The 23,338-nt window shown below is 70.4% G+C and carries 21 protein-coding genes; 12 read left to right on the forward strand and 9 right to left on the reverse strand.

From position 1 onward, the window contains the following. Positions 1 to 5: 5 nt before the first annotated feature. The gene (locus NRB56_RS10240) at positions 6 to 377 is read left to right on the forward strand and encodes a nuclear transport factor 2 family protein (RefSeq protein ID WP_153340784.1); all 372 of its coding nucleotides are present in this window, start codon (positions 6 to 8) and stop codon (positions 375 to 377) included. A gap of 61 nt (positions 378 to 438) precedes the next feature. Then, a complete protein-coding gene (locus tag NRB56_RS10245; RefSeq protein WP_153340785.1) occupies positions 439 to 966 on the forward strand; it encodes a hypothetical protein in 528 nt (175 codons plus the stop codon). 180 nt (positions 967 to 1,146) lie between these two features. Here the strand turns inward: NRB56_RS10245 and NRB56_RS10250 are convergent, their stop codons facing one another. The 3 genes from NRB56_RS10250 to NRB56_RS10260 form a co-directional block, all read right to left on the reverse strand. Continuing rightward, positions 1,147 to 1,605 (reverse strand): MarR family winged helix-turn-helix transcriptional regulator, encoded by a 459-nt coding sequence (locus NRB56_RS10250; protein WP_153340787.1) that lies wholly within the window; start codon positions 1,603 to 1,605, stop codon positions 1,147 to 1,149. Between the two features lie 122 nt (positions 1,606 to 1,727). Further along, positions 1,728 to 2,099 (reverse strand): hypothetical protein, encoded by a 372-nt coding sequence (locus tag NRB56_RS10255; protein WP_153340788.1) that lies wholly within the window; start codon positions 2,097 to 2,099, stop codon positions 1,728 to 1,730. Positions 2,100 to 2,224: 125 nt separating this feature from the next. Then, positions 2,225 to 2,815: a TIGR03086 family metal-binding protein gene (locus NRB56_RS10260; protein WP_153340790.1), complete on the reverse strand. Its 591-nt coding sequence runs from the start codon at positions 2,813 to 2,815 to the stop codon at positions 2,225 to 2,227. Positions 2,816 to 3,033: 218 nt separating this feature from the next. Here NRB56_RS10260 and NRB56_RS10265 point away from each other — a divergent pair, with 218 nt between their 5' ends. Then, a complete protein-coding gene (locus tag NRB56_RS10265) occupies positions 3,034 to 3,309 on the forward strand; it encodes a YggT family protein (RefSeq protein WP_153340792.1) in 276 nt (91 codons plus the stop codon). A 97-nt stretch (positions 3,310 to 3,406) separates the two neighbouring features. Here the strand turns inward: NRB56_RS10265 and NRB56_RS10270 are convergent, their stop codons facing one another. Then, positions 3,407 to 4,846, reverse strand: a complete 1,440-nt coding sequence (locus tag NRB56_RS10270; RefSeq protein ID WP_319942800.1) for an MFS transporter — start codon at positions 4,844 to 4,846, stop codon at positions 3,407 to 3,409. A 100-nt stretch (positions 4,847 to 4,946) separates the two neighbouring features. On the opposite strand from NRB56_RS10270, the gene NRB56_RS10275 reads away from it, so the two are divergent. Further along, positions 4,947 to 5,387 carry a MarR family winged helix-turn-helix transcriptional regulator gene (locus NRB56_RS10275; RefSeq protein ID WP_153340794.1) on the forward strand — a complete coding sequence of 147 codons (441 nt, stop codon included), beginning with the start codon at positions 4,947 to 4,949 and terminating at the stop codon, positions 5,385 to 5,387. On the opposite strand, the gene NRB56_RS10280 is transcribed toward NRB56_RS10275, so the two are convergent. Together NRB56_RS10280 and NRB56_RS10285 are read right to left on the reverse strand one after the other, a co-directional pair. Further along, complete coding sequence (locus NRB56_RS10280; RefSeq protein ID WP_153340796.1) at positions 5,384 to 6,421, reverse strand: S-adenosylmethionine:tRNA ribosyltransferase-isomerase; 1,038 nt, start codon at positions 6,419 to 6,421, stop codon at positions 5,384 to 5,386. The two genes, NRB56_RS10275 and NRB56_RS10280, sit on opposite strands and share 4 nt — an antisense overlap. Before the next feature lie 84 nt (positions 6,422 to 6,505). Beyond that, positions 6,506 to 7,195 (reverse strand): SDR family NAD(P)-dependent oxidoreductase, encoded by a 690-nt coding sequence (locus NRB56_RS10285; protein WP_153340798.1) that lies wholly within the window; start codon positions 7,193 to 7,195, stop codon positions 6,506 to 6,508. 119 nt (positions 7,196 to 7,314) lie between these two features. Between NRB56_RS10285 and NRB56_RS10290 the strand changes: the two genes are divergently transcribed. After that, positions 7,315 to 8,109: a VOC family protein gene (locus tag NRB56_RS10290; protein ID WP_153340800.1), complete on the forward strand. Its 795-nt coding sequence runs from the start codon at positions 7,315 to 7,317 to the stop codon at positions 8,107 to 8,109. 9 nt (positions 8,110 to 8,118) lie between these two features. On the opposite strand, the gene NRB56_RS10295 is transcribed toward NRB56_RS10290, so the two are convergent. From NRB56_RS10295 to NRB56_RS10305, 3 genes are all read right to left on the reverse strand, one after another. Further along, positions 8,119 to 8,523, reverse strand: a complete 405-nt coding sequence (locus NRB56_RS10295; protein WP_153340802.1) for an SRPBCC family protein — start codon at positions 8,521 to 8,523, stop codon at positions 8,119 to 8,121. A gap of 75 nt (positions 8,524 to 8,598) precedes the next feature. Next, complete coding sequence (locus NRB56_RS10300) at positions 8,599 to 10,128, reverse strand: glycerol-3-phosphate dehydrogenase/oxidase (RefSeq protein WP_153340804.1); 1,530 nt, start codon at positions 10,126 to 10,128, stop codon at positions 8,599 to 8,601. A 27-nt stretch (positions 10,129 to 10,155) separates the two neighbouring features. Next, positions 10,156 to 10,716 carry a TetR/AcrR family transcriptional regulator gene (locus NRB56_RS10305; RefSeq protein WP_406603465.1) on the reverse strand — a complete coding sequence of 187 codons (561 nt, stop codon included), beginning with the start codon at positions 10,714 to 10,716 and terminating at the stop codon, positions 10,156 to 10,158. 390 nt (positions 10,717 to 11,106) lie between these two features. On the opposite strand from NRB56_RS10305, the gene NRB56_RS10310 reads away from it, so the two are divergent. From NRB56_RS10310 to NRB56_RS10340, 7 genes are all read left to right on the forward strand, one after another. After that, entirely contained in the window at positions 11,107 to 12,747 is a 1,641-nt protein-coding gene (locus tag NRB56_RS10310) for an FAD-binding oxidoreductase (protein WP_406603456.1), read from the forward strand. 33 nt (positions 12,748 to 12,780) lie between these two features. Beyond that, positions 12,781 to 13,803, forward strand: a complete 1,023-nt coding sequence (locus NRB56_RS10315; protein WP_319942801.1) for a diacylglycerol kinase family protein — start codon at positions 12,781 to 12,783, stop codon at positions 13,801 to 13,803. A 521-nt stretch (positions 13,804 to 14,324) separates the two neighbouring features. Next, positions 14,325 to 17,039 carry a valine--tRNA ligase gene (locus NRB56_RS10320; RefSeq protein ID WP_319942802.1) on the forward strand — a complete coding sequence of 905 codons (2,715 nt, stop codon included), beginning with the start codon at positions 14,325 to 14,327 and terminating at the stop codon, positions 17,037 to 17,039. 101 nt (positions 17,040 to 17,140) lie between these two features. Continuing rightward, entirely contained in the window at positions 17,141 to 18,514 is a 1,374-nt protein-coding gene (folC, locus tag NRB56_RS10325; protein ID WP_153341302.1) for a bifunctional tetrahydrofolate synthase/dihydrofolate synthase, read from the forward strand. Then, complete coding sequence (locus tag NRB56_RS10330) at positions 18,511 to 18,930, forward strand: DUF4233 domain-containing protein (RefSeq protein ID WP_153340806.1); 420 nt, start codon at positions 18,511 to 18,513, stop codon at positions 18,928 to 18,930. The genes folC and NRB56_RS10330 overlap by 4 nt, the downstream gene beginning before the upstream one ends. 61 nt (positions 18,931 to 18,991) lie before the next feature. After that, the gene (ndk, locus tag NRB56_RS10335) at positions 18,992 to 19,408 is read left to right on the forward strand and encodes a nucleoside-diphosphate kinase (RefSeq protein WP_319942803.1); all 417 of its coding nucleotides are present in this window, start codon (positions 18,992 to 18,994) and stop codon (positions 19,406 to 19,408) included. 450 nt (positions 19,409 to 19,858) lie between these two features. After that, positions 19,859 to 23,158: a translation initiation factor IF-2 N-terminal domain-containing protein gene (locus tag NRB56_RS10340; RefSeq protein WP_456320175.1), complete on the forward strand. Its 3,300-nt coding sequence runs from the start codon at positions 19,859 to 19,861 to the stop codon at positions 23,156 to 23,158. Positions 23,159 to 23,338 lie beyond the last annotated feature (180 nt).

The raw sequence follows: 23,338 nt of genomic DNA on the forward strand, positions 1-23,338 counted from the left end.
TCGAGATGGCGCAGGCGATTCGCGAGACGATCGAGCAGTACGTGGAGCTGATGACGACCGGCCCGGCGCCGAAGCTCGCCGCACTGTACGCGCCGGATGCGGTGGTCGAGGATCCGATCGGCAGCGAACCGCGCCGCGGTGCGGCGATCGAGGAACTGTATGCCGCGCTGGACGTGATGGAGCAGCGCAAGGCGGAACTGCACACCGCGCGCGTCAACGGCACCCATGCGGCGTTCTGGTTCACGTTGGTCACCGAGGTGAACGGGCACCGCATGACGCTGTCGGCGATCGATGTCATGGAATTCGACGACGAGGGCCGCATCGTCAGCATGCGGGCCTACTGGGATCCGGCGGAATTGCAGTTCGAGCCGATCTGACGTTGTTGTCGGACCCTCGCGCTACCGTGGCTGCGTAACCGGCGATCGGAGGGAGGGCCCGATGCGTATTTCGGTGGAGCGGTTCGGTGACGGGCTGCGGGTGCGTATGCGCTTGGATGTGGACCGGCGGCGATGGCTCGTTACGCGGATCGCGACGGCGCTGCTGGCGGTGATCGGGGTGGTGACAGGGGTGTGGGCGCTCGCCGCGCCCGCGGCCTGGTTCCGGAGTTTCCCGTTCGGGTTGAACTGGGTGCCGATGGGCGGCCCGTACAACCAGCATCTGGCGGTCGACGCGGGCGCGTTCTTCCTGGCGCTCGGGGTGCTCGCCGCGATCGCCTTCGCACTGGCCGACAGCCTGTTGTCCCGGGTGACGGGGGTGGTGTGGCTGGTGTTCGGTGTGCCGCACCTGATCTACCACGCCTCCCATCGCGCGGATATGTCCGCGGCGGGGTTCACGGTCATGCTGATCGCCGCGGCGCTCATGGTCGCGATCGCGGCCGCGGCGGTGATCGCCGCGCCACGCGGCCGGGTGCCGCTGCGCGATCCGGCGCCGATGAACATCCGGCTGCCGGGGCGTCGTAACGGGTGATGGCGGCGGCTCGATCTGATTGTTATCGGGCAAGGTTCAACGGCGAACCACGGGAGATCGACGAGGATCTCCGCCACGGGCGCGGCCGGTCCACCGGTCGTCACCGGTCCGACGCACGGGTATACCGCGAATGCCGGGAGGCGATCCGGGGGGTGCGGATGGAAGGGCACGCGGACAGCGTCACTCGCCGGTGGCGCTGTCCCCGACGATCTCCGCGCGAGGGAGAGCGGTCAATGCGGCCAGTGTGTTGAGGAAACCCCGGCGGTCCGCCGGGTCGAGGCGGCCGAGCAACTGCTCCTCCTTCGCCTGGATCGCCGACTGAGCGGCGTCACGCAGCCGCCGGCCGGCCGGGGTCAGCGCGAGCAACCGCGCGCGCCGGTCGGCCGGATCGGGGCGGCGTTCGATCAGCCCACGTTCCTGCAGGTCGTCCAGCACCGCGATGATGCGGGTCTTGTCGGCGCCGATCTCCTCGGCGAGCAAGCCCTGACCGCGCGTCGGCGCGCGGCCCAGCGCGAGGAGTACCGAATACGCCCACATGGTGAGCCCATGGGAATCCAGGACCGGCCGTTCCGCCGCCACGAGGGCACGAGCGAGCGGCACCATCATCGCCGCCAGATCCGGGCGTTCCGTCTTCGCCATGCGGACACACTCTACGTTCCCTGTCCCCGCGTATCTCCGCCGTGGCGAACGTGCGGCAGCGCCGGACCTCGCCGCGGCGAGCTGGCGACGCCGGGTCTCCACCGCGGCGAATCCGGTGCGGTTCAGTTCGATCGGAGCCGAATCGAGGCAATCTCCGGGAGGCGGGTCGGCATGTCGTCGGTGACCCAGGCGTATTCGAGTCCCGCCAGCGCGCCGTCCTCGATCCATACCAACACCTCGCCGAGGTATTCACCCGCCCCATCCAGGACGTGGGCGTCCACCGGCACGAGGTTCGTGAGCGCGGTCGCTCGTCTTAGCGGTTCGCGAACCCGGAAATCGACGCTCACCGAATGGGATGTCCGGATGGCCGTGACCTCCACCTGCTCGATCTGGCTTCGCAACTCCGCCGCACCGGCGAACTCGACGGACAGAATGTGCACCAGCAGAGCGCGCTCGGCCGCATTCAGGGCACGCGGGGAGATCGGTATCGCCACCCTTCTCACCTTCTCAGCTCCCGTGGCCGGGCCGAGCCGGATCGATGCGGCACAATACCCTGAACCTCGCGGCCTGCACAGAGTCCGTGGCGGTCGGGTCCCCGCTGATCGAACCTGTCGCGGCGTCAGTGCGGCCAGCCGGGTGAGCGGCCCAGCAAGGTGAGGACGCGGTCGAGCGGCGTGGCGTCGCTTTCCGGCAGCGCGGGGGCGAATGCCGCACCGGGACGCAGCCTTTCGTCGCCGTTGGGTACCGCCGCCGCGATCCGCAGCGCCGGTTCGGCGAGCGCGTCGTCGAGCCGGTACTCCTCGCCCAGGGCGCGAGCGACGTCCCAGCCATGCACGACGTAGTCGATGAAATGGAAGCCGATGGCCACGGCGCCGGGGACACGGAAACCGGGGCCGAATTCGGGAAGGTCGAAATCCCGTTCCAGCACACCGGGTTCCGCGTAGGCGGCGGTCACATCGGCCGCCGCCGCGGTGTAATCGGCAACGGGATCGCCGGCGAGTGGCCGAGGCGCCCAGACCGCCGGATCGGCGCCGGTCCCGCGGGCCGCGGCGGCGAAGCCGTGATGCTGAACGGTCATGTGGGACAACAGATCTGCCAGTGTCCAGGCGGAACACGGGGTTTTCCGGCCGAGGTCGGCGGCGGTGATTCGGGAGACGAAGGTGACGCTGTAGTCGACGGCGTGGCGGTTCAGTTCTCGGATGTCTGCCATATCCGAATGGTAAGCGCAGGCATATTATATGTCCATGCCTATTATATGCTCGGGTGCACCACGCGGTCCGGCCGACCGTGGCCCGGCGAGCGGCCCATCGAACCCGTCTGACAACTTCCTGAGAACCGGAGATGTGCGACACTCCGAACGGTTGTCGCGCGTTGACCAGGTATCGAGCCGGATCTCGGGACCCGGCTCATCACGAAGGAGAGTGCGTCATGAGCCTCATCGGCACGCTGCTCGGAATCGTCCTGACGGTGTTCATCGTGTTGCTGCTCGCGCGGATGGTGCTGGACTGGGCCGAGGTCCTCGGCGGCCGTTCGGAGTGGGCCCGCCGGGGCCGCCGGGTCGCCTACGCGTCGACCGAACCGGTGATCGCGCCGGTACGTCGGGTGCTGCCGCCGGTGCGCGCGGGCGGGATGTCGATCGACCTGGCGTTCACCCTGGTGTTCCTGGCGGCGATCGTCCTTCGCTCGGTCGCCTTCGCACTCTGAGACCGACCCGGAGCGCTCTGAGACCGACCCGGATGGGCGCCTGTGGCAGGCGCTCATCCGGGTGCGGATGCCGTCGGCGGTCAGCCGGTTCCAGTTGTCAGCCGACGGTGGCCGGTTCCGCCGTGGCCGAGGACGCGACCTCGGTCGTCGCGCCGGGCCGTGCGGGCCGCAGGCCCAGTACCGCCGCGAGAATCGTTGCGGCACAAGCGCCTGCGCCGACCCAGAAGGCCAGAGTGAACTGGCCTTCCTGCGGCAGGGACAGGTGCGGGAGCAGTTTCCCGGTGAGCAGGGTGGTGATGATGGCGCTGCCCAGAGAGCTGCCGACCGTGCGGGAGATGGAGTTGATGCCGTTGGCGACGCCGCTCTGATGGTGCGGGACACCGGCGGCGATCAGGGCGGGCATGGCGGCGTAGGCGAAGCTGATCGCCACACCGACCACCACGCCGGACAGGATCACCGGGGTGGTGTCGTCGTGTTGCAGTGCCAGCCAGCCGAATCCGATCGTGCCGACCAGGCCGGACAGCGCGAGCACCCAGCGGCCGCCGAGCCGGCCGACCAGCAGCCCGCCGATCGGGGCGGCCACCATCATGGCGAGCGTGCCGGGCAGGAGGTACTGCACCGAGGCGCGCAGGATCGAGGCGCCGAAACCGTAACCGGCGGCCCGGGCCGGGATCTGCGAGAGGTATGACACGCCGGTGAACTGCAGGAACATCGCGAAACCGATGAGCAGGCCGGCCAGGTTGGTGAACAGCACCGGCCGATGCGTGAACATGTCCAGATCCACCAGCGGCACCGGCACCTTGCGTTCGGTGATCACCCACAGGATCGCGAGCACGATCGCGGCGGCGAAGCAGCCCAGCGTGCCGGCGGAGGTCCAGCCCCAGGTGTGGCCCTGGGAGATCGGCAGCAACAGCAGGACCAGGAAGCCGCCGAGAGTCAGCGCGCCGGGCACGTCGACGCTGCCGGGATGCCGCTGCGAGGCGGCCGGGACCGCGACCGCCGTCGCGATCAGCGCGAGGATCGACAGCGCGGCGGTGAACCAGAACACCACGTGGTAGTCGGCGTCGTGACCCTTGGTCAGCAGGCCGGTGGACACCAGGCCGATGCCGCCGCCGAAGCCCAGGGTGCCGCTGACGATCGCCATCGCGCCGTGCAGCCGGCGCGCCGGAATGTGTTCCCGCAGCACCGCGAGCGCCAGCGGGAAGATCGCGGTCGCGACGCCCTGCAGCGCGCGGCCCACGAGCAGTACGGCGAGGGAATCCGCGAGTGCGGAGACCACCGAACCGACCACCGCGACGGCCAGCACCCCCAGCAGGGTGGGCTTCTTGCCGTACAGATCGCCCATGCGGCCCAGCAGCGGGGTGAAGACCGCGGCGGCCAGCAGCGTCGAGGTGGTCACCCAGCTGACCGATGTCGTCGATTCGTGCAGGTCCGTGGCGATCAGGCCCAGGATCGGCACGGCTTGGGTCTGCATCAGGGTCACGATCATCGCCGCGAACGCCAGCGCGGCGGTCAGTGACAACCCTTTTCGCTCCACCCGGTCACCTCCGGAAGACTCACATCGAATTACTTGAGGACTTCAATCATCTAAAGGTTCAATGATCTGGGTTGTCAAACGTGGCGGTACCATCGGATCTATGAGCCCCGACACACCGCCGAGCCCGCTGGCGTTGCTGGTCGCGCGCTTCGTGTCGGCCTATCTCGAGGAATTCCTCGCGTCCGCCGAGGGGCACGGCCTGACGTTGACGCAGGCCAAGATGCTGCTCGCGCTCAACGAACCGCCCTCGGAATTGCCGATGCGGGTGCTGGCGAGCCGGCTGACCTGCGACCCGTCGAATCTCACCGGGGTCGCGGACCGGATGGAGGCGCGCGGGCTCGTGCGGCGCACGGTGAATCCGGCGGATCGGCGGGTGAAATACCTGGTCGCCACCGAGGCCGGTCGGGAGCTGGCCGACCGGATCCGGGCCGGTCAGGCGCGTTCGCTGCGAGCGCTGGCCGAGTTGACGGCCGCCGAGGAGCGGCAACTCGAAAGCATGCTGGAGCGGCTGGTCGGCAAGCTCGAGGCCCGCGAGGACTAGGCGCCGTCCTCGGGCGCGAAGAGCAGGGCCGAATCGCCGAACTCGTGCCAGAGGTATCCGGCGGTGAGGGCGGCCCGGTAGGCGTCGCGGACCTGTTCCGGGCCCGCGACCGCGTCCAGCAGGTGCAGGTGGGAGGCGCCGGGCTCGTGCCAGCCGGTGATCAGTCCGTCGACGGTGCGCGCGGGACGGTCGCCGCCCAGGATCAGGTCGGTCCAGCCGGATGCCGGATGCACTCGACCGGCCGGGTCGGCCGCGGATTCGAGGGCGCGGGTGACCGTGGTGCCGACGGCCACCACTCGGCCGTCGGCGGCGTGGGTGGTGTTCACCAGCCGGGCGGTGGCGGCCGGTACCGCGAACCGTTCCGGACTCGGCGGTTCGCCGGTCTCGGGGGAGGAGACCCCGGTGTGCAGGGTGATCGGCGCGACGGTGATGCCGGCGGCGATCAGGCCGGTCACCAGGGTATCGGTGAATGGTCTTGCCGCGCTGGGCATTTCGGCGCTGCCGGGGATGCGGCCGAATACCGTGCGGTAGAAGTCCGGCGACCAGCGTTCGGTGACGTAGGCGTAGCTGATCGGCCGGCCGTGCCGGGCCAGCAGTGCGGGCACGTCGGCGTCGACCTCGGCCACCCACAATCGCCGCGCGGGTGGTAGCCAGGGGCCGTGCAGGGTCGCCACCGCACCCGGAAGATTTACGCGCGCACCGGGTTCCGGTTCCGCGGTGGTCAGCGGGACACCCGCTGGATCGCGCAGTTCCAGGACCCAGGCACCGTCGTCCAGGGCGGTGGCGAAGTGTGCGACCACCGGCAGGCCGCGATACCGCGCGTCGACCGCGGCGTCGATCGTCGCGGAATTGTTGACCACCAGCAGATCGCCGGGCCGCAGGAACCGGGGCAACTCGCGGAATCTGCCGTGGGTCAGTATCCCGTTGTCCGACACCAGCATTCGTACCTCGTCCCGAGCGAGCCCGCGGGCCTCCGGGGGTGCGGTCGCCGCGTGGTCGGCGGGTACCGTGAATTCGTGCAGTGCCACGGTCATCGGGGCACATCCTTTCGTCCGGCCGGAGTGACGGCCGTGCTCGGTTGCCTGTGCGGAGTCGAATACCGCACTCGGGCAGGGATTTCAGCGCATCGGCGCGAGATCGGCGGCGAGGTGGCGGCCGCTCGGCGGACGGGTGTCGATCAGGTGCAGGAAGGCCGGGACCACCGTCTCGGGTTGCGGCCGGTCCGAGATGTCCTCGCCGGGGAAGGCGGCCTGATGCATCGCGGTACGCATATCGCCGGGATCGAAGCTGTAGACGCGTAGGTCGGGATTCTCGACGCCGTAGATCGCGGTGAGGTGATCCAGTGCCGCCTTGGAGCAGCCGTAACCGCCCCAGCCGGCATAGGGGGTGACCGCCGCGTCGGAGCTGATGTTCACCGCGATCCCGCGCGCGGCGCGCAGCGCCGATCGGGACAGTTGCAGAACAGCCAGCGGCGCAACCACATTGGTGGTCAGTATGTCGCCGAGATCGGCCGGTGCGAGGTCGGCGAGAGCGGGCATCGGACTCGGGCCGAGGGCGCCGGCGTTGTTGACCACCAGATCCAAGCGGTCGAGCTCCCCGATCACGCGGGCGAGGCGGGTGCGGTGCTCCGGATCGGCCACGTCGCCGGCCAGCGCGATGGCGCCGGTCGCGTCCCGCACCCGGGTCAGCGGTTCGAGGTGACGCGCGGTGAGGATCAGATCCCAGCCGCGTTCGGCGAGGGCGAGGGCCAGCGCGCGGCCGAAGCCGGCCGACGCGCCGGTGATGAGTGCTGTTGTCGTTTCGGGCATGTCCCCATCGTCGAACCTGAACTATCCTTCAGGTCAAGGGGGCGCTGTCCGCCCACCGATGAATTCTCCCCGCCACCGCCGTCCAATCTGCGAACGACCCACTGCCGAGGAGACACACCATGACCTACACCTTCCGTCCCGGGGACCCCTGCTGGGTGGACCTGTTCACCTCCGACGCCGATCGCGCCATCGCCTTCTACGGCGAACTGCTCGGCTGGACCGCCGAGCGCGCCGAGGAGTTCGGCGGATACATCAACTTCAGCAAGGACGGCGAGCTGGTCGCCGGCGGCATGCCCAACGACGGCACCTCGGGCGGCCCCGACCAGTGGACCGTCTATCTGCACACCACCGACGCGCAGGCGACCACCGATGCCGCGGTCGCGCACGGCGCGCAGGTGGTGGTGCCGCCGATGCCGGTCGGCGATCTCGGGCAGATGGCCGTGCTGGGCGATCCGGCCGGCTCCGGCGTGGGCATCTGGCAGCCGGGTACGCACCGGGGCTTCGGTGCCCTGGGTGTCGTGGGCGACGGCGTCTGGCGTGACCATGTCGGTCACCCGTCCTGGTTCGAACTGCACACCCGCGACTACGGCACCGCCCTGGACTTCTACCGGACGGTCTTCGGCTGGCAGGATCCGTTCACGGTCGCCGACACTCCCGAATTCCGATACACCACCATCCATTCCGCCACTCCGATGCTGGGCGGCGTGATGGACTCGGCGGCCTTCCTGCCCGCCGGGGCGCCCGGCGGCTGGCGGGTCTACTTCGGCGTCGAGGATGTCGACGCCGCGGTGAAAACCGTGGTGGCACTGGGTGGTTCGGTCGAGCGCGAGCCGGAGAACACACCGTACGGCCGGCTCGCCGCCGTGGCGGACCCCGGCGGCGTCCCGTTCAGCCTGGGCGGCAACACCATCTGACGCGGATCGTCACGCCGGTCCCATCGCCTGCCGGAAGGTCTCCGATCCGGTTTCCATACTGGCGGCGAAGGGGCCGGCAAGACTGTCCGGCAAGAGATCCCGCGACCATACGAACCGGGTGCCGCCACCCTCGGCGGGCAGCACCTGCATCACCGCGTTGTCGTGGAGCAGCGGAACGGTTCCGTCGTAGACGGCGTAGACGAACCGGCGCGCGGCGTGGTCGACGGTGATCAGCCGCTCGTGCACGACGGTGCCGCTGACGAAAGTGACCGTGCGGGTGTCCGGTCCGGTCGCGTGGCTCTCCGCTACGAAGCCGGGGGCCATGCGGGCCGGGCCGCCGCCGAAGTCGGAGATGACGGCCCACACCTCGTCCGGCGGCGCGTCGATGGTGATTTCCCGGGTGATCGAGGCCATGTCCCGCCCTTCGTGTGGTGTGCCGAGGTGAGCGACACGGTAGCGGCAACCACCGACAAGTGGACTGCCGCGTAGTCAGGCGAGGGCGGCCTCGGCGGCGGGGCGGGCAGCTTCCCGGTCGGCGGCGACGAGGCCCAGGCGGGTGCGGCGGTCGAGCAGGTCGGCGGCGTCGAGGGCGCCCTCGTGGCCGACCGCGTACGCGAATTCGGCTCGCAGCACATCGGTTCCGGGCGCCACCGGCTCCGCGAGAGCCGGGTCGCGGCGCGCGAGCTCCACGACGGCGCGCGCCTCGCTGCCGTACCGTTCCACCAGCGCCGGTGGGGCGGCGATGCGATCGCGGGCGGTGCCGGTGATGGCGCCCACCAACGGAATTCGCGTGGTGCGGCACGGCCCGGCGGTCAGGCCCGCGTGCGCGACCGCGGCGTCGACGGCGTCCTGGGCCATCCTCCGGTAGGTGGTGAGCTTGCCGCCGACGACGGTGATCGGGCCGCCGGGCGACCGGAGTACCGCGTGCTCGCGGGAGATGTCGGCGGTGCTGTCGGCCGCCGTGCGCAGCAGCGGGCGCAGGCCGGCGAAGCTGCCACGGATATCGCTGCGGTGCAACGGTTCCCGCAGAACCGTGTTGACCGTGTCGAGCAGGAAGTCGATCTCCGCGTCGGTCGGGCGCGGCTCGTCGGGCACCGGGCCCGGGGCGTCCTCGTCGGTGAGACCCAGGTACACCCGCCCGTGCGGAGCGGGCAGTGCGAAGACGAATCGGCTGGTGCTGCCGGGGATCGGCACGGTGAGCGCGGCGGTCAGGCCGCCGAAGGCCGCGGCGTCGAAGACCAGATGGGTGCCGCGGCTGGGTCGCAGTTCGATGGCCGGGTCCAGCCGGTCGGCCCAGACCCCGGTGGCGTTGATCACCGAACGTGCTCGGACGGTGAGGGTTTCGCCGGACAGCCTATCGCGCAGCATCGCCGAATCGCCGGTGATCTCGCGCGCCTCGACCCGGGTGAGGATGTCGGCGCCGTGCGCCGCCGCGGTGCGCGCGATGGTCACGACCAGCCGGGCGTCGTCGACCAGCTGACCGTCCCAGGCCAGCAGGCCGCCGCGCAACCCGCCGCGCCGCAGGGTCGGCGCCAGGCGCAGCGCCTCGGCGGCGGGTACCCGGCGCGATCGCGGCAGGACCGCGGTGTGGGTTCCGGCGCTGCGCCGCAACACATCTCCGGCCAGGAAGCCGGTGCGCACGACCGTCCGGCGGGTCGCGCCGAATCGGGGGAGCAGCGGCACCACCTGCGGCAGGGCGCGGGTCAGATGCGGTGCGGTGGTGGTCATCAGCACATGCCGCTCCAGCGCGCTCTCGTGGGCGATCGCCACCCCGCCGCTCGCCAGGTAGCGCAGGCCGCCGTGCACCAGTTTCGAACTCCACCTGCTGGTTCCGAAGGCCAGGTCGTGCCGTTCGACCAGGACGGTCCGCAGGCCGCGACTGGCCGCGTCCAGCGCGACGCCGGCGCCGGTCACACCGCCGCCGACCACCAGCACATCGACGGTGCCGGCGTCGCCGAGCGCGTGCAGTTCCCGATGCCGCCGGTCGGCGTTCAGGGCCGAACTCGTGGGTGCCCGCATATCCAAGCTCCTGTCGGTCGTGGCGTGTCAGGCCAGGCGTTCGGCGCCGTCGGGAATGAGATAGCCGTCGATCGCGCGGGCCAGTTCGGCGTCGAGATGCTGTTCGTCGAGGATGTCGCGGACCATGTCGCCGGACTGGACCGCCGACTGCGCGATGAGCAGCAGCATGGTGGCCAGCTGCTCCGGATCGCCGTCCCGGATCGACCCGTCCCGCTGACCCTCCCGGATCACCGCGCCGAACAGCAGGATCAGCTCGCGCTGGTTGCGGCCGAGCCGGCCGAACACGTACGTCAGCATGAGGTCGGTGTCGGTGCGGAAGATCTTGTCGAACAACGGGTTGGTGCGGATCCGGTCGGCGCCGATGACGATCCCGTCGAGCAGCCGGGCTCGTGCGCTGCCGACGGTGGGGATGGCGTGCCCGACGATGTCGCGCAGCTCCCGGACCAGCAGATCGGCGATCAGGGCGCCGGTGTCGGGCCAGCGGCGGTAGACGGTGGGCCGGCTCACTCCGGCACGGCGGGCCACTTCGGTGAGTGTGGTGCGCCGCACCCCGAACTCGGCGACGCAGGCACGGGCCGCGTCGAGGATCGCGACGTCGACCGCGGACGGATCCGCGGGGGCTCCGGGAGCCGCAGAATCGGCGTTCGACCGGGTGTCCGGGGCTTCGAGGTCGGCGGCGACGATGTTGCCGGTGCCGGGCAGGCCGCCGGAGAACTCGATGCTGGGCAGACCGATTCGGGTGGCATGCGAGTGGCTCCCCGGGTTCGGCTCGGGGTGTGAACTGCCGTTGCGGGAGCTGGGTTCGGTCGGGGACATCTGGACTCCGCGATCTCGTGGTTCGCGATCTGGCTGCGACGTGTCGGGTGGACGAGGCGGTGGAACGCGGCACATCGAGCGGAACCGTCCGGTCCGAATCGTCCGGCGACCCGGCCTCGATGGCCTCGTTACCACTTTACATCCTGTGTCATACTGTAACGTATGGGCGAGATCATGCATACCGGGACGGCGAGTTCCGAGGACGCCGCCGAGACCCGCCCGGAGATGATCTGGGACGCGTGGGGTGTGCCGGCCGGGCACACTGCGCTGCCGGAACAGATCCGGCGCCTGCTGGCCGGGGTGTTCGGCATCTCCGGGGAACCGGTGACCCGTCGCGCCGAAGAGGATGTGCCATTACGGGTTTCGGCGCTCGGCGCGGAGGACCTGGCCGGGCTGTCGGCGGTGGTGGGCGCCGCCGAGGTGGACACCGGTGACCGGGCCCGGCTGCGGCACGCCGGCGGCAAGAGCACCCCGGACCTGCTGCGCCGCCGCGCCGACGGGCCACAGGACGCGCCGGACGCGGTCGTCACGCCCGCCGATCACGACGAGGTGCTGCGGCTGCTGGCCTACTGTGCGGACCGGGGGATCGCGGTGGTGCCGTTCGGCGGCGGGACCAGCGTGGTCGGCGGCCTCGACCCGATCCGTGGCCGATTCGGATCCGTTGTCGCCGTGGATCTCCGGCGGCTGGACACGCTGACCGACGTGGATCCGGTCAGTGGCACGGCCACTTTCGGCGCGGGCCTCACCGGACCACACGCGGAGCGGCTGCTGGCCCGGCACGGGTTGTCGCTCGGGCATTTTCCGCAGAGTTTCGAGTTCGCCAGTATCGGCGGCTTCGCGGCGACCCGATCCTCGGGACAGGCGTCGGCCGGATACGGCCGGTTCGACGACATGATCCAGCGGCTGGTCGTCGCGACCCCCACGGGCACACTGGATCTCGGGCGTGCGCCGGCCTCGGCCGCCGGGCCCGACCTGCGGGAGCTGTTCGCGGGCTCCGAGGGCACGCTCGGTATCGTCACGGCGGTCACGCTGCGGGTGCATCCCGTGCCGGAAACCGTTGCCTACCAAGCCTGGTCGTTTCCCGACTTCGAGGCCGGGGCGGCCGCGCTGCGGCGGGTGGTGCAGACCGGGGCCGCGCCGACGGTGCTGCGGCTGTCCGACGAGGCCGAGACCGGGCTCAATCTGGCACGGGCCGGCGACATCGGCGGCAGCCCGGTCGGCGGCTGCCTGGCCGTGACCACGTTCGAGGGCACCGCCGACCATGTGGCCGCCCGCAGCGCGGAGGCGTACGCGCTGCTCGCGGCCGCGGGCGGCAGCCCGCTCGGTGAGCAGCCCGCGCGCGACTGGGAACACGGCCGGTTCGCCGCGCCCTATCTGCGGGACGCTCTGCTGGACGTCGGAATCCTGTGCGAGACACTGGAAACCGCCACCGGATGGTCGAATCTGGCCCGGTTGAAGGCGGCGGTGACGACGGCGCTGACCGAGGCGCTGACCGCGCAGGGCACGCCGCCGCTGATCATGTGCCACATCTCGCACACCTATCCCACCGGCGCGTCGCTGTACTTCACCGTCGTCGCGAAGCAGGCCGACGACCCGATCGCCGGCTGGCAGCACGCCAAGCGGGCCGCCGGGGACGCGATCGTCGCGGCCGGGGGCACCATCACCCATCACCACGCCGTCGGCGCCGACCATCGGCCGTGGCTGACCGCCGAGATCGGCGAGGCGGGGGTGCGGGTGCTGCGCGCGGTGAAGCAGGCGGTCGATCCGGCGGGAATCCTCAATCCCGGCAAGCTGATTCCGTGAGTGCGCTACGGTCGGGCCCGGTGAGGTGGTGTGGTGCGTGAAATTCTGCTGGTGACCAACCCGCTGTCCGGCCACGGCAAGGGGCTGGCGGCGGCCACGGCCGCGCGGGCCCGGTTCGACGCCCGGGGCGTGCGGGTGCGCGAGGTGTGCGGGGCGACGGCCGACGAGACCCGGCGGCTGGTCGCGGCCGCCGTCGCCGCGCCGGAGGCGCCCGCCGCGGTCGTCTGCGCGGGTGGTGACGGCCTGATCTGCGTGGTGCTGCAGGCCCTGGCCGGCAGCGACGTGCCGCTGGGGCTGCTGCCCGGCGGCACCGGCAACGATCTGGCCCGAGAGCTCGGCATTCCGGAGGGCGATCCGGAGCGCGCGGCCGACATCGTCTGCGACGGGACGGTCCGGACGATCGATCTGGGTCTGGTCGAGACCGGCGAACACATGCTACCCGCGCCCGAAACCGGCTCGGTGGAGCGGGATTTCGGTGATCCGGCACCCGGTGCGCTGCGCTTCGCGACCGTGGCGGCCACCGGGTTCGACGCGCGAGTGACACTGCGCGCCAACCGGATGCGCCGCCCGAAGGGATCGCTGCGATACAGCCTGGCGGCGCTGCTCGAACTCACCGGGCGTCTCGCGGTGCCGTATCGCATCGAATTGCCGGACAGCGCAAGGAAAGTCGATACCGGCGACGGATCGACGGGGCCGATCACGACCGGACCGGTCGCCGAAGCGGTCATGGTCGCCGTCGGCAACACCCGCAGCTACGGCGGCGGCATGCTGATCTGCCCGGACGCCGCCCTCGACGACGGACTGCTCGACGTGACCGTGGTCGGCCGGATGACCCGGCCGGAGATGGCGCGGTTGCTGCCGGCCCTGGCCGCCGGTCGGCGCATCGAACATCCGGCGGTGGTCCAGTATCGGACGCCGTCGGTGCGAGTGTCGGCCGCGGCGCCGGTGACCGCCGACGGGGAGCCGATCGGGATGTTGCCCGCGGTCTTCCGCGCGCTGCCCGCGGCCCGCCCCATGCTGGTGCCCGGCGCGAATTCGCCGCGTATGTTTCCGTGACACGCCGTACGGAAGCGGCGAAATGCCGCCATTGCCGGGTGTGATCGAATTCACCGCCGGTGCCCAACGGTGAAATACGGGTTCGCCGGAAACGTGCTGAGACCCGATTCGAGTGCGGAAATCCGCCACTGTCTCATTCCGTTCGGAACCATCGGACTGTCCGGTGCCGGTCGTGCCGGCGCGCGGAGCGGGTGGCGGGCGCCGATCCGGCGCCTCGCCGAAACCGGCCGACCTGCGGGTCCGGCGATCGCGACTGTGACGGTCGACAGCCCCGCCGGGCGGCCGATAGTGTCCCATCCCGGCCGCGTCGCCGGCCTCGTGACCGGGAAACTTAGGGCAACGCAAGTGATTCGGACAGAACCTGAGAAAAGGCTTTGGATTCGGTTTCCGTGCCGGAAACGGCGGTAATCTAGTTGGCGTGGGCGGGGTTTTCGGTGTCCCTCATCCGCCGAAAGCCCCGCCCTTCGGGTATCTGCCGACCCTTTTAGGTTGTGAGCCCCTCCACTCCTTAGAATCGCACGGTGACCAGCGCAGCCCCTGAGAACTCACGCAATCGTGCCGACGACCTCCCCAAGAGCTGGAACCCCGGCGATGTAGAGGCCGAACTGTACGAGGGCTGGGTAGCGGCCGGTTACTTCCATGCCGACGCCGGCAGCGACAAGCCCGCCTACTCGATCGTGCTGCCGCCGCCGAACGTGACCGGCAATCTGCACATGGGCCACGCCTTCGACCACACCCTCATGGACCTGCTGACCCGCCGCAAGCGGATGCAGGGGTACGAGGTGCTGTGGCTGCCCGGCATGGACCACGCCGGCATCGCCACCCAGAGCGTGGTGGAGAAGCAGCTCGCCGCCGACGGCAAGACCAAGGAGGACTTCGGCCGCGAGCTGTTCATCGACAAGGTCTGGGACTGGAAGCGCGAGTCCAGCGGCGCGATCCAGGGCCAGATGCGCCGCCTCGGCGACGGCGTCGACTGGGCCCGCGACCGCTTCACCATGGACGACGGCCTGTCGCGTGCCGTGCAGACCATCTTCAAGCGCCTGTACGACGCGGGCCTGATCTACCGCGCCGAGCGCCTGGTGAACTGGTCGCCGGTGCTGCAGACGGCCATCTCCGACGTCGAGGTGAAGTACGAGGACGTGGAGGGCGAGCTCGTCTCGCTGCGCTACGGCTCACTGAACGACGACGAACCGCACGTGATCGTCGCCACCACCCGGGTGGAGACCATGCTCGGCGACACCGCGGTGGCGGTGCATCCCGAGGACGAGCGGTACCGGGACCTGATCGGCTCCACGGTGTACCACCCGATCACCGGCCGGCAGATCCCGATCGTCGCCGACGATTACGTCGACCCCGAATTCGGTTCCGGCGCAGTGAAGATCACGCCCGCGCACGATCCGAACGACTTCGAACTCGGCCTGCGGCACAACCTGCCGATGCCGACCATCATGGACAAGTCGGGCAAGATCGCCGACAGCGGAACCGAATTCGACGGCATGGACCGGTTCGAGGCGCGTGTGAAGATCCGCGAGCGGCTGGCCGAGGAGGGCCGGGTGGTCGCCGAGAAGCGGCCGTACGTCCACAGTGTCGGTCACTCCGAACGGTCCGGTGAGCCCATCGAGCCCCGGCTGTCGATGCAGTGGTGGGTGAAGGTGGAATCGGTGGCGAAGGCCGCCGGTGACGCGGTCCGCGACGGCGACGTGACGATCTACCCGGCGAGCCAGGAACCGCGCTGGTTCGAATGGGTCGACAACATGCACGACTGGTGCATCTCCCGGCAACTGTGGTGGGGCCACCGGATCCCGATCTGGTACGGCCCCGAGGGCGACGTCGTGTGCGTCGGCCCGGACGAGCAGGCCCCCGAGGGCTATGTGCAGGACCCGGACGTGCTCGACACCTGGTTCTCCTCCGGACTGTGGCCGTTCTCCACCATGGGCTGGCCGGACTCCTCACCGGAGCTGGCGAAGTTCTATCCGACCAGCGTGCTCGTCACCGGTTACGACATCCTGTTCTTCTGGGTGGCGCGGATGATGATGTTCGGCATGTTCGTGTCCGAGGACGCGGCGATCACCACCGGCAAGGATCCGCGGCGCAAGCAGGTGCCGTTCGACGACGTGTTCCTGCACGGCCTGATCCGCGACGAATTCGGCCGCAAGTACTCGAAGTCCAAGGGCATCGGCGTCGATCCGCTGGTGTGGATCGACGAATACGGCGCCGACGCAACACGTTTCACGCTCGCGCGGGGTGCGCAGCCGGGCAGCGACCTGTCCGTCGGCGAACCGCACGTGCAGGCGTCCCGAAACTTCGTCACCAAGCTGTACAACGCCACCAGGTTCGCGCTGATGAACGGCGCCGTGCCGGGCGAGCTGCCCGCGCGCGCCGCGCTCACCGACGCCGACCGCTGGATCCTCGATCGGCTGAACGAGGTTCGCGCCGAAGTGGATTCGTCGTTCGAGCGGTACGAGTTCGGCAAGGCCTGCGAGGCGCTCTATCACTTCACCTGGGACGAATTCTGTTCCTGGTACCTGGAACTGGCCAAGGTGCAGTTCGCCGAATCGGCCGAGCGGGCCGCCGCGACCCGCGTGGTGCTGGGCACGGTGCTCGACGCCGTGCTGCGGCTGCTGCATCCGGCCATGCCGTTCGTCACCGAATCTCTGTGGCTGGCCCTGACCACCGACGAGCGGGGTGCGCGTACCGCCGGCGAGTCGATCGTGATCGCCGCCTGGCCACAGGATTCCGGTGTGCCCGCGGACGAGGTTGCGGCGCAGCGTATCTCGGACGCGCAGCGGTTGATCACGGAGATCCGGCGGTTCCGCAGCGATCAGGGGCTCATCGACAGCCAGAAGGTGGCCGCGCGGATCGTCGGCGTCGGCGCCGCGGATCTGGACGGTCAGCTGGCCGCGATCACCAACCTGGCCCGGCTCACCGACGCCGCCGACGGATTCGCGGCCACCGCCTCGTTGGAGGTGCGGCTGTCCGCGGCGACGGTGACCGTCGAGATCGACACCTCCGGGACGATCGACCTCGACGCCGAACGCCGCCGGCTGGAGAAGGATCTCGCCGCCGCGCAGAAGGAATTGACCGGCACCGCAGCGAAATTGGGTAACGAGGCGTTCCTGGCCAAGGCGCCCGACGAGGTGGTCGCCAAGATCCGTGCCCGGCGGGAGATCGCTGAGGCGGAGGTGGCCCGGATCGGGGCGCGCCTGGACGAGATCGCGAAACTGGCCGGTAAGTGACGACGAGCGGGAGTGAGGCAGGCGTGAACGCGGAACCGGAGCATCAGCACGGGGGCGCCGGGCGCCTGCACTCGGGCCCGTCCCCGGTCGATCTGGCCGAGATGGCGCTGGCCGAGGCCGAACTCGACGCGCGGTGGGGCGAGCAGAAGATCGAGCCCTCGCTCACCCGCATCGCCACCCTGATGGATCTGCTGGGCTCGCCGCAGCAGTCGTATCCGGCCATCCACGTCGCCGGTACCAACGGCAAGACGTCGGTGACCCGGATGATCGACTCGCTGCTGACCGCGCTGCACCGGCGCACCGGCCGGTTCACCAGCCCGCACCTGCAGCTGACGACCGAGCGCATCGCGATCGACAACGCGCCGATCACCCCCGCGCGGTACGTCGAGACCTACCGCGAACTGCTGCCGTACGTCGAGATGATCGACGAGCGGTCGCAGGCGGCCGGTGGCCCGCGGCTGAGCAAGTTCGAGGTGCTCACCGCCATGGCCTACGCCGCGTTCGCGGAGGCGCCGGTGGATGTCGCCGTGATCGAGACCGGGATGGGTGGCACCTGGGACGCCACCAACGTCGTCGACGGGCAGGTCGCGGTGATCACTCCGATCGGCCTCGACCACACCGACTACCTGGGTTCGGACCTGACCTCGATCGCGGGGGAGAAGGCCGGGATCATCAAGGCCGCGCCGAAGGATCTGCTGGTACCGCGCGACACCGTCGCGATCATCGGCCGGCAGGAACCGGAGGCGATGGAGGTGCTGCTACGCCGGGCCGTGGCCGCCGACGCCGCCGTCGCGCGGGCCGGCTCGGAATTCCGGGTGCTGTCGCGGCGGATCGCCGTCGGCGGGCAGGTGCTGGAGCTGCAAGGCCTGGGCGGGGTGTACGACGAGATCTTCCTGCCGCTGCACGGCAAGCACCAGGCCGACAACGCGGCGCTGGCGCTGGCGGCGGTCGAGGCGTTCTTCGGCGCCGGGGCCGAGCGGCAACTCGACATCGACGCGGTGCGAGCGGGTTTCGCGAGCGCGATCAGTCCCGGCCGGATGGAGCGGATGCGCAGCGCGCCCACCATCTTCCTCGACGCCGCGCACAATCCGGACGGTGCGCGCGCCCTGGCCGCCACGCTGACCGAGGAGTTCGATTTCCGTAAGCTGATCGGCGTGGTCGCGGTGCTGGCGGACAAGGACGTCGACGGCATGCTGACCGCCCTGGAACCGATCTTCGACGAGATCGTGGTCACCACCAACGGCTCCCCGCGCGCGATGCCGGTCGACGATCTGGCCGACCGGGCGGTGCAGCGGTTCGGCGACGAGCGGGTCGTTTCGGCCACCACCCTGGCCGACGCGGTCGAGACCGCCATCGCTCTCGCCGAGGAGGCCGGGGACACCGGCGAGCCGATCTCGGGGGCGGGCATCGTCATCACCGGATCGGTGGTCACCGCCGGTGCGGCCCGATCGCTGTTCGGAAAGGATCCGCAATGAGTGGTGAGGAAGGACAGCCGGCCGTTCCGCCGCCGGCCACCGATCCGTGGAAGGGCCTGCGCGGTGTGATGGCCGGCACGCTGGTGCTGGAGGCCATCACCGTCCTGCTGGCGTTGCCCGTGGTCGGGGCGGTCGGCGGCGGGCTGAGCTGGTGGTCGGTGCTGTGCCTGGTCGGTCTGGCGGTGCTGATGTTCGCGGGCGCCGGGTTGCAGCGCCGGTCCTGGGCGCTGGGATTCAATCTCGGCCTGCAGGCGTTGGTGCTCGCCGGTACCGCGATTCATGTGTCCATCGGCGTCATCGGGGTGATCTTCGCCGCGGTGTGGGCGTTCATCCTGGTGCTGCGCCACGACGTCAAGCGCCGGATGGAACAGGGCCTGCTGCCGAGCCAACGGGCCGCGGCCGGGTCCGGATCGTGATCCGGCGGCCGCGCGAGTCCCGACGTCGCTCCCGGGGTCAGGTGCCTTATAGGCTGTGCCTGTGACTGAGCAGACGTTGGTACTCATCAAGCCCGACGGCGTGGCCCGGGGACTGATCGGTGAGATCATCACCCGGATCGAGCGCAAGGGCCTGAGGATCGCCGCCCTGGAGCTGAAGCAGGTCGGCGACGACCTGGCCGGTTCCCACTACGCCGAGCATGCCGACAAGCCGTTCTACGCCTCCCTGATCGAGTTCATCACCTCCGGCCCGGTCCTCGCGGCCGTGCTCGAAGGCCCGCGCGCCATCGCCGCGTTCCGGCAGATCGCCGGCGGCACCGATCCGGTCGAGAAGGCCGTGCCGGGCAGCATCCGCGGCGACTACGCCCTGGAGACCCAGTACAACCTCGTGCACGGGTCCGATTCCCCCGATTCCGCCAAGCGCGAGATCGCGCTCTGGTTCCCCGAATTCGCCCAGTAGCCGACGGCTTCGCCGCCCTCGGGAACGACCTGCCCGGGGGCCCGCTCAGCGGCCCGGACCAGCGAACACAGCGTCGATGGCGAAGGTGTCCCACCGGATATGGGATACTGGGAACGGAAGTGATGGATATCCGCCGCCGTGGCGGGTGACGAACACTACCGAATGGCACCGCGGTTCGACGCCGATCATCGCTGCCCCGGACGGTTACCAAGACTCGGCTGTCCGGCGCGCGCTGGATGATTGCTCGGACCCTGGTGTCGAAGCCAACAGCCAGGCGCCGCGTGACCAGTTAGCCCGACGAAAGACGTACGAATGGTGATAACCGGGCACGCGGGGCGAAGACCACAGGACCTTGCGCCCGCACGGGCGTGAGGCAGACGGACAGCGCCCCCGCGTCGGCCGCGTCACCCTCCTGACGGAGGGACGCGCCCGGGGGCCCGAGGAGATTTCGTGGCCGATCAAGAGCCGCAGGGAACATCGCAGAGCAACGGTGAACGCGCTTCGCAGGAGGCGAACGGCGCGGGGGAGGCAGTGCAGTTGCCCGATCGAATCCGGGTGCACGCGCTGGCCAAATTGCTGGGAACCACCAGCAAACGCATTCTGGCCCATCTGACCGAACTGGGCGCCGAGGCCCGCAGTCCGCAGTCCAGCCTGGACCGGACCGTCGCCGAGTCGGTGCGCGAAGCACTGACCCCGGCGGAGTCCGCCGAGGCGTCGACTGCGGACGAGGGCGGGACCGCCACGGCGGCACAGCCCGAGTCGGCCGGTACGGATACCACGAATGCGAAGGCCGGCACGGCCGAGAAGTCAGCGGCGGCGGAGGCCGCCACAGTATCCGAGGTCGCCACGGCGGCCGCTACTACAGAAGAGCCGCTACCCGCCGGCACCGATCCGTTCGGCGAGCCGGCAGCGGCCGCCGAACCGACCCCGCCGCGGCAGTCGCTGTTCACCAGCCCGTTCCGGGCGCCGGAACCCGTCGCAGCCCCCGAACCGGTGGTCTTCGAGTCGAACGCGGTGTTCGCGGCGCCGTTGTTCCTGTCGCCGGACGCCGCCGCGGCCGAGCAGGAACGCCGCAAGCGGCGCTCCGAGCGCGAGTCCGAGCGTGACGAGCGCGAACGTGACCGTGAGGCGCGCGAGCGTGAGGTCCGTGACCGCGAGGTGCGTGACCGTGAGGTCCGTGACCGCGAGGTGCGTGACCGCGAGGTGCGCGAGCGTGACGTGCGCGAGCGTGAGGTGCGCGAGCGCGAGGAGACGCCGGTCGCCGAGGAGACCGACGCCGAATCCGCCGACTGGGACGACGAGTCGCAGGACGACGGCGAGGACGGCGGTCGCTCCCGCCGGCGCCGCCGGGGCCGTCGTGGCCGCGGTCGCGGCCGGGGTGAACAGCACGCCGACCAGGATCAGGACGACACCGATACCGGCGAGGACGCCGAGGACGGCGACATCGAATCCGCCGCCGGGGACACCGACGAATCGGCCGACTCCGCCGACGACGCCGCCGACGAGAACGAGTCCGCCGAGGGCTCGAGCCGCCGGCGTCGCCGCCGCCGTCGCCGCAAGGGTGGCGAGGACGGCGAGACCGACTCCTCCGAGGACGATCCGCCGAATACGGTCGTGCACGAGCGCGAACCGCGCAACAAGCGGCGCGCCGTCGACGAGGTACAGGGCATCACCGGCTCCACGCGCCTGGAGGCCAAGCGGCAGCGCCGGCGCGACGGCCGGGAAGCCGGTCGCCGCCGCCCGCCGATCCTGACCGAATCGGAGTTCCTGGCCCGTCGCGAGTCGGTCGACCGAGTGATGGTGGTTCGCGAGAAGCGCATCGCCGCCGAATCGGGCGAACACGCGCACGGTCCCGCCGACATCACCCAGGTGGCGGTGCTCGAGGACAACATCCTCGTCGAGCACTTCGTCACCAGCACCGGCAGCGCTTCCATGGTCGGCAACGTCTACCTGGGCAAGGTGCAGAACGTGCTGCCCAGCATGGAGGCGGCGTTCGTCGACATCGGCCGGGGCCGCAATGGTGTGCTGTACGCGGGCGAGGTCAACTGGGAGGCCGCCGGGCTCGGCGGCAAGGAGCGCAAGATCGAGCAGGCGCTGCGTCCCGGCGACACCGTGCTGGTACAGGTGTCCAAGGATCCGGTCGGGCACAAGGGCGCCCGGCTGACCACCCAGATCAGCCTGGCCGGTCGCTTCCTCGTGTACGTGCCGGGCGGCACCTCCACCGGGATCAGCCGCAAGCTGCCCGACACCGAGCGCAAGCGGCTCAAGGAGATCCTGCGCGACATCGTCCCGCAGGACGCCGGAGTGATCATCCGCACCGCGTCCGAGGGCGTCAGCGAACCCGAACTGGCCCGCGACGTCGAGCGGCTACAGGCCACCTGGCGGACCATCGAGGACCACGCCCGGCAGAACTCGTCCGCGCCGAAGACCCTCTACGAGGAGCCGGACCTGCTGGTCAAGGTCATCCGCGACCTGTTCAACGAGGACTTCTCCAAGCTGGTCATCGAGGGCGACCGGTCCTGGACGACCGTGGAGAACTACATCCGCACGGTCGCGCCGGATCTGCTGGCCCGGGTCGAGCGGTACGACCACGAGCACGTGGACGTGTTCGGCAGCTACCGCATCGACGAGCAGCTGGCCAAGGCGCTCGACCGCAAGGTGTGGCTGCCCTCCGGCGGCACCCTGGTGATCGACCGCACCGAGGCGATGACGGTCATCGACGTCAACACCGGCAAGTTCACCGGCGCCGGCGGCAGCAACCTGGAAGAGACCGTCACCCGTAACAACCTGGAGGCCGCCGAGGAGATCGTGCGGCAGATGCGGTTGCGCGACATCGGCGGCATGATCGTCGTCGACTTCATCGACATGGTGCTGGAGTCCAACCGCGATCTGGTGCTGCGGCGGCTGACCGAGGCGCTGGGCCGCGACCGCACCCGGCACCAGGTGTCCGAGGTCACGTCGCTCGGCCTGGTCCAGATGACCCGTAAGAAGCTGGGCACCGGGCTGGTGGAGGCGTTCTCCACCACCTGTGAGCACTGCCACGGGCGCGGCATCATCGTGCACAACTACCCGGTCGAGTCCGCGCCCGTGGAAGAGGGTGTGGGCGGCCGCCGGGAGGGCCGTCGCCGCCGCAAGGACAAGGAGAAGGCGCCGGCCCCCGCGGCTGCCGTCACCAACGGCGTCGCACCGGCCGCCGAGCCGCAGCATGTGGAGGAGGAGGCGGCCGTCAGGCGGGCGCATCCGGTGGCGCTGGCGATGGCCTCGCACTCGCCCGACGAGGACGACATCATCGAGGTCGATCTCGCCGACGAGGCGGAGGAGATCACGCCGGAGCCTGCCCCGGAGCCGGTCGCCGAGCGGTCGCCGCGCCGGTCGCGGGAGCGGCTGCGGCGGCGCGCCGAGCGGTCCGCGGATACGGTCGCGGACACCGACAGCGCGTCGGTGGAGCAGGCCGAAGCAGTGGCCGAGCCGGTGGCGGTGGGCGAGCAGGCCGCACCCGCACCCGCACCGGCCCCGGAGCCGGTGGCCGACGCGGAGCCCGGAGCGCGGCGGGAGCGGCGACGTGTCGCCCGGACCGCCGCGGCGCCCAAGACCGACAGCGCGGGCGCGGTGTTCGTGTTGTCCAGTGCGGACGAGGAGAAGGCTCCCGTGGTGGATTTCACCACGATCGAGCCGGTTACCGTCCCGCGCAGCCGGCCGCGCCGCCGGGGCGCGGGCCGGGCCGCCGGAGCTCCCGAGTCCAACGACTGAGCGGGTACGCCCGCCCGGCCCCGGTTTGGTCGCGCGGGCGGGCGTCCTGTAACCTCGGTTAGTCGCTGCCCGGTGACAGCAATCTGCTGTGCGACCTGAGTGCCGCAAGGCGGGCCTTGTTTCCGTGCCCACCAGGCACTGAGGCGGCGGTGATTACCAGACCAGAGATGCGGCGGTATT

Source organism: Nocardia aurantia (genome assembly GCF_009604425.1).
Classification (GTDB): Bacteria; Actinomycetota; Actinomycetes; order Mycobacteriales; family Mycobacteriaceae; genus Nocardia; species Nocardia aurantia.

Excerpts from the sequence above, each read along its gene's own strand:
- NRB56_RS10240 (WP_153340784.1), top strand. The coding sequence starts at position 6 with ATGGCGCAGGCGATTCGCGAGACGATCGAGCAGTACGTGGAGCTGATG.
- NRB56_RS10245 (WP_153340785.1), top strand. The coding sequence starts at position 439 with ATGCGTATTTCGGTGGAGCGGTTCGGTGACGGGCTGCGGGTGCGTATG.
- NRB56_RS10250 (WP_153340787.1), bottom strand. The coding sequence starts at position 1,605 with ATGGCGAAGACGGAACGCCCGGATCTGGCGGCGATGATGGTGCCGCTC.
- NRB56_RS10260 (WP_153340790.1), bottom strand. The coding sequence starts at position 2,815 with ATGGCAGACATCCGAGAACTGAACCGCCACGCCGTCGACTACAGCGTC.
- NRB56_RS10265 (WP_153340792.1), top strand. The coding sequence starts at position 3,034 with ATGAGCCTCATCGGCACGCTGCTCGGAATCGTCCTGACGGTGTTCATC.
- NRB56_RS10275 (WP_153340794.1), top strand. The coding sequence starts at position 4,947 with ATGAGCCCCGACACACCGCCGAGCCCGCTGGCGTTGCTGGTCGCGCGC.
- NRB56_RS10280 (WP_153340796.1), bottom strand. The coding sequence starts at position 6,421 with ATGACCGTGGCACTGCACGAATTCACGGTACCCGCCGACCACGCGGCG.
- NRB56_RS10285 (WP_153340798.1), bottom strand. The coding sequence starts at position 7,195 with ATGCCCGAAACGACAACAGCACTCATCACCGGCGCGTCGGCCGGCTTC.
- NRB56_RS10290 (WP_153340800.1), top strand. The coding sequence starts at position 7,315 with ATGACCTACACCTTCCGTCCCGGGGACCCCTGCTGGGTGGACCTGTTC.
- NRB56_RS10295 (WP_153340802.1), bottom strand. The coding sequence starts at position 8,523 with ATGGCCTCGATCACCCGGGAAATCACCATCGACGCGCCGCCGGACGAG.
- NRB56_RS10300 (WP_153340804.1), bottom strand. The coding sequence starts at position 10,128 with ATGCGGGCACCCACGAGTTCGGCCCTGAACGCCGACCGGCGGCATCGG.
- NRB56_RS10310 (WP_406603456.1), top strand. The coding sequence starts at position 11,107 with ATGGGCGAGATCATGCATACCGGGACGGCGAGTTCCGAGGACGCCGCC.
- folC (WP_153341302.1), top strand. The coding sequence starts at position 17,141 with ATGGCGCTGGCCGAGGCCGAACTCGACGCGCGGTGGGGCGAGCAGAAG.
- NRB56_RS10330 (WP_153340806.1), top strand. The coding sequence starts at position 18,511 with ATGAGTGGTGAGGAAGGACAGCCGGCCGTTCCGCCGCCGGCCACCGAT.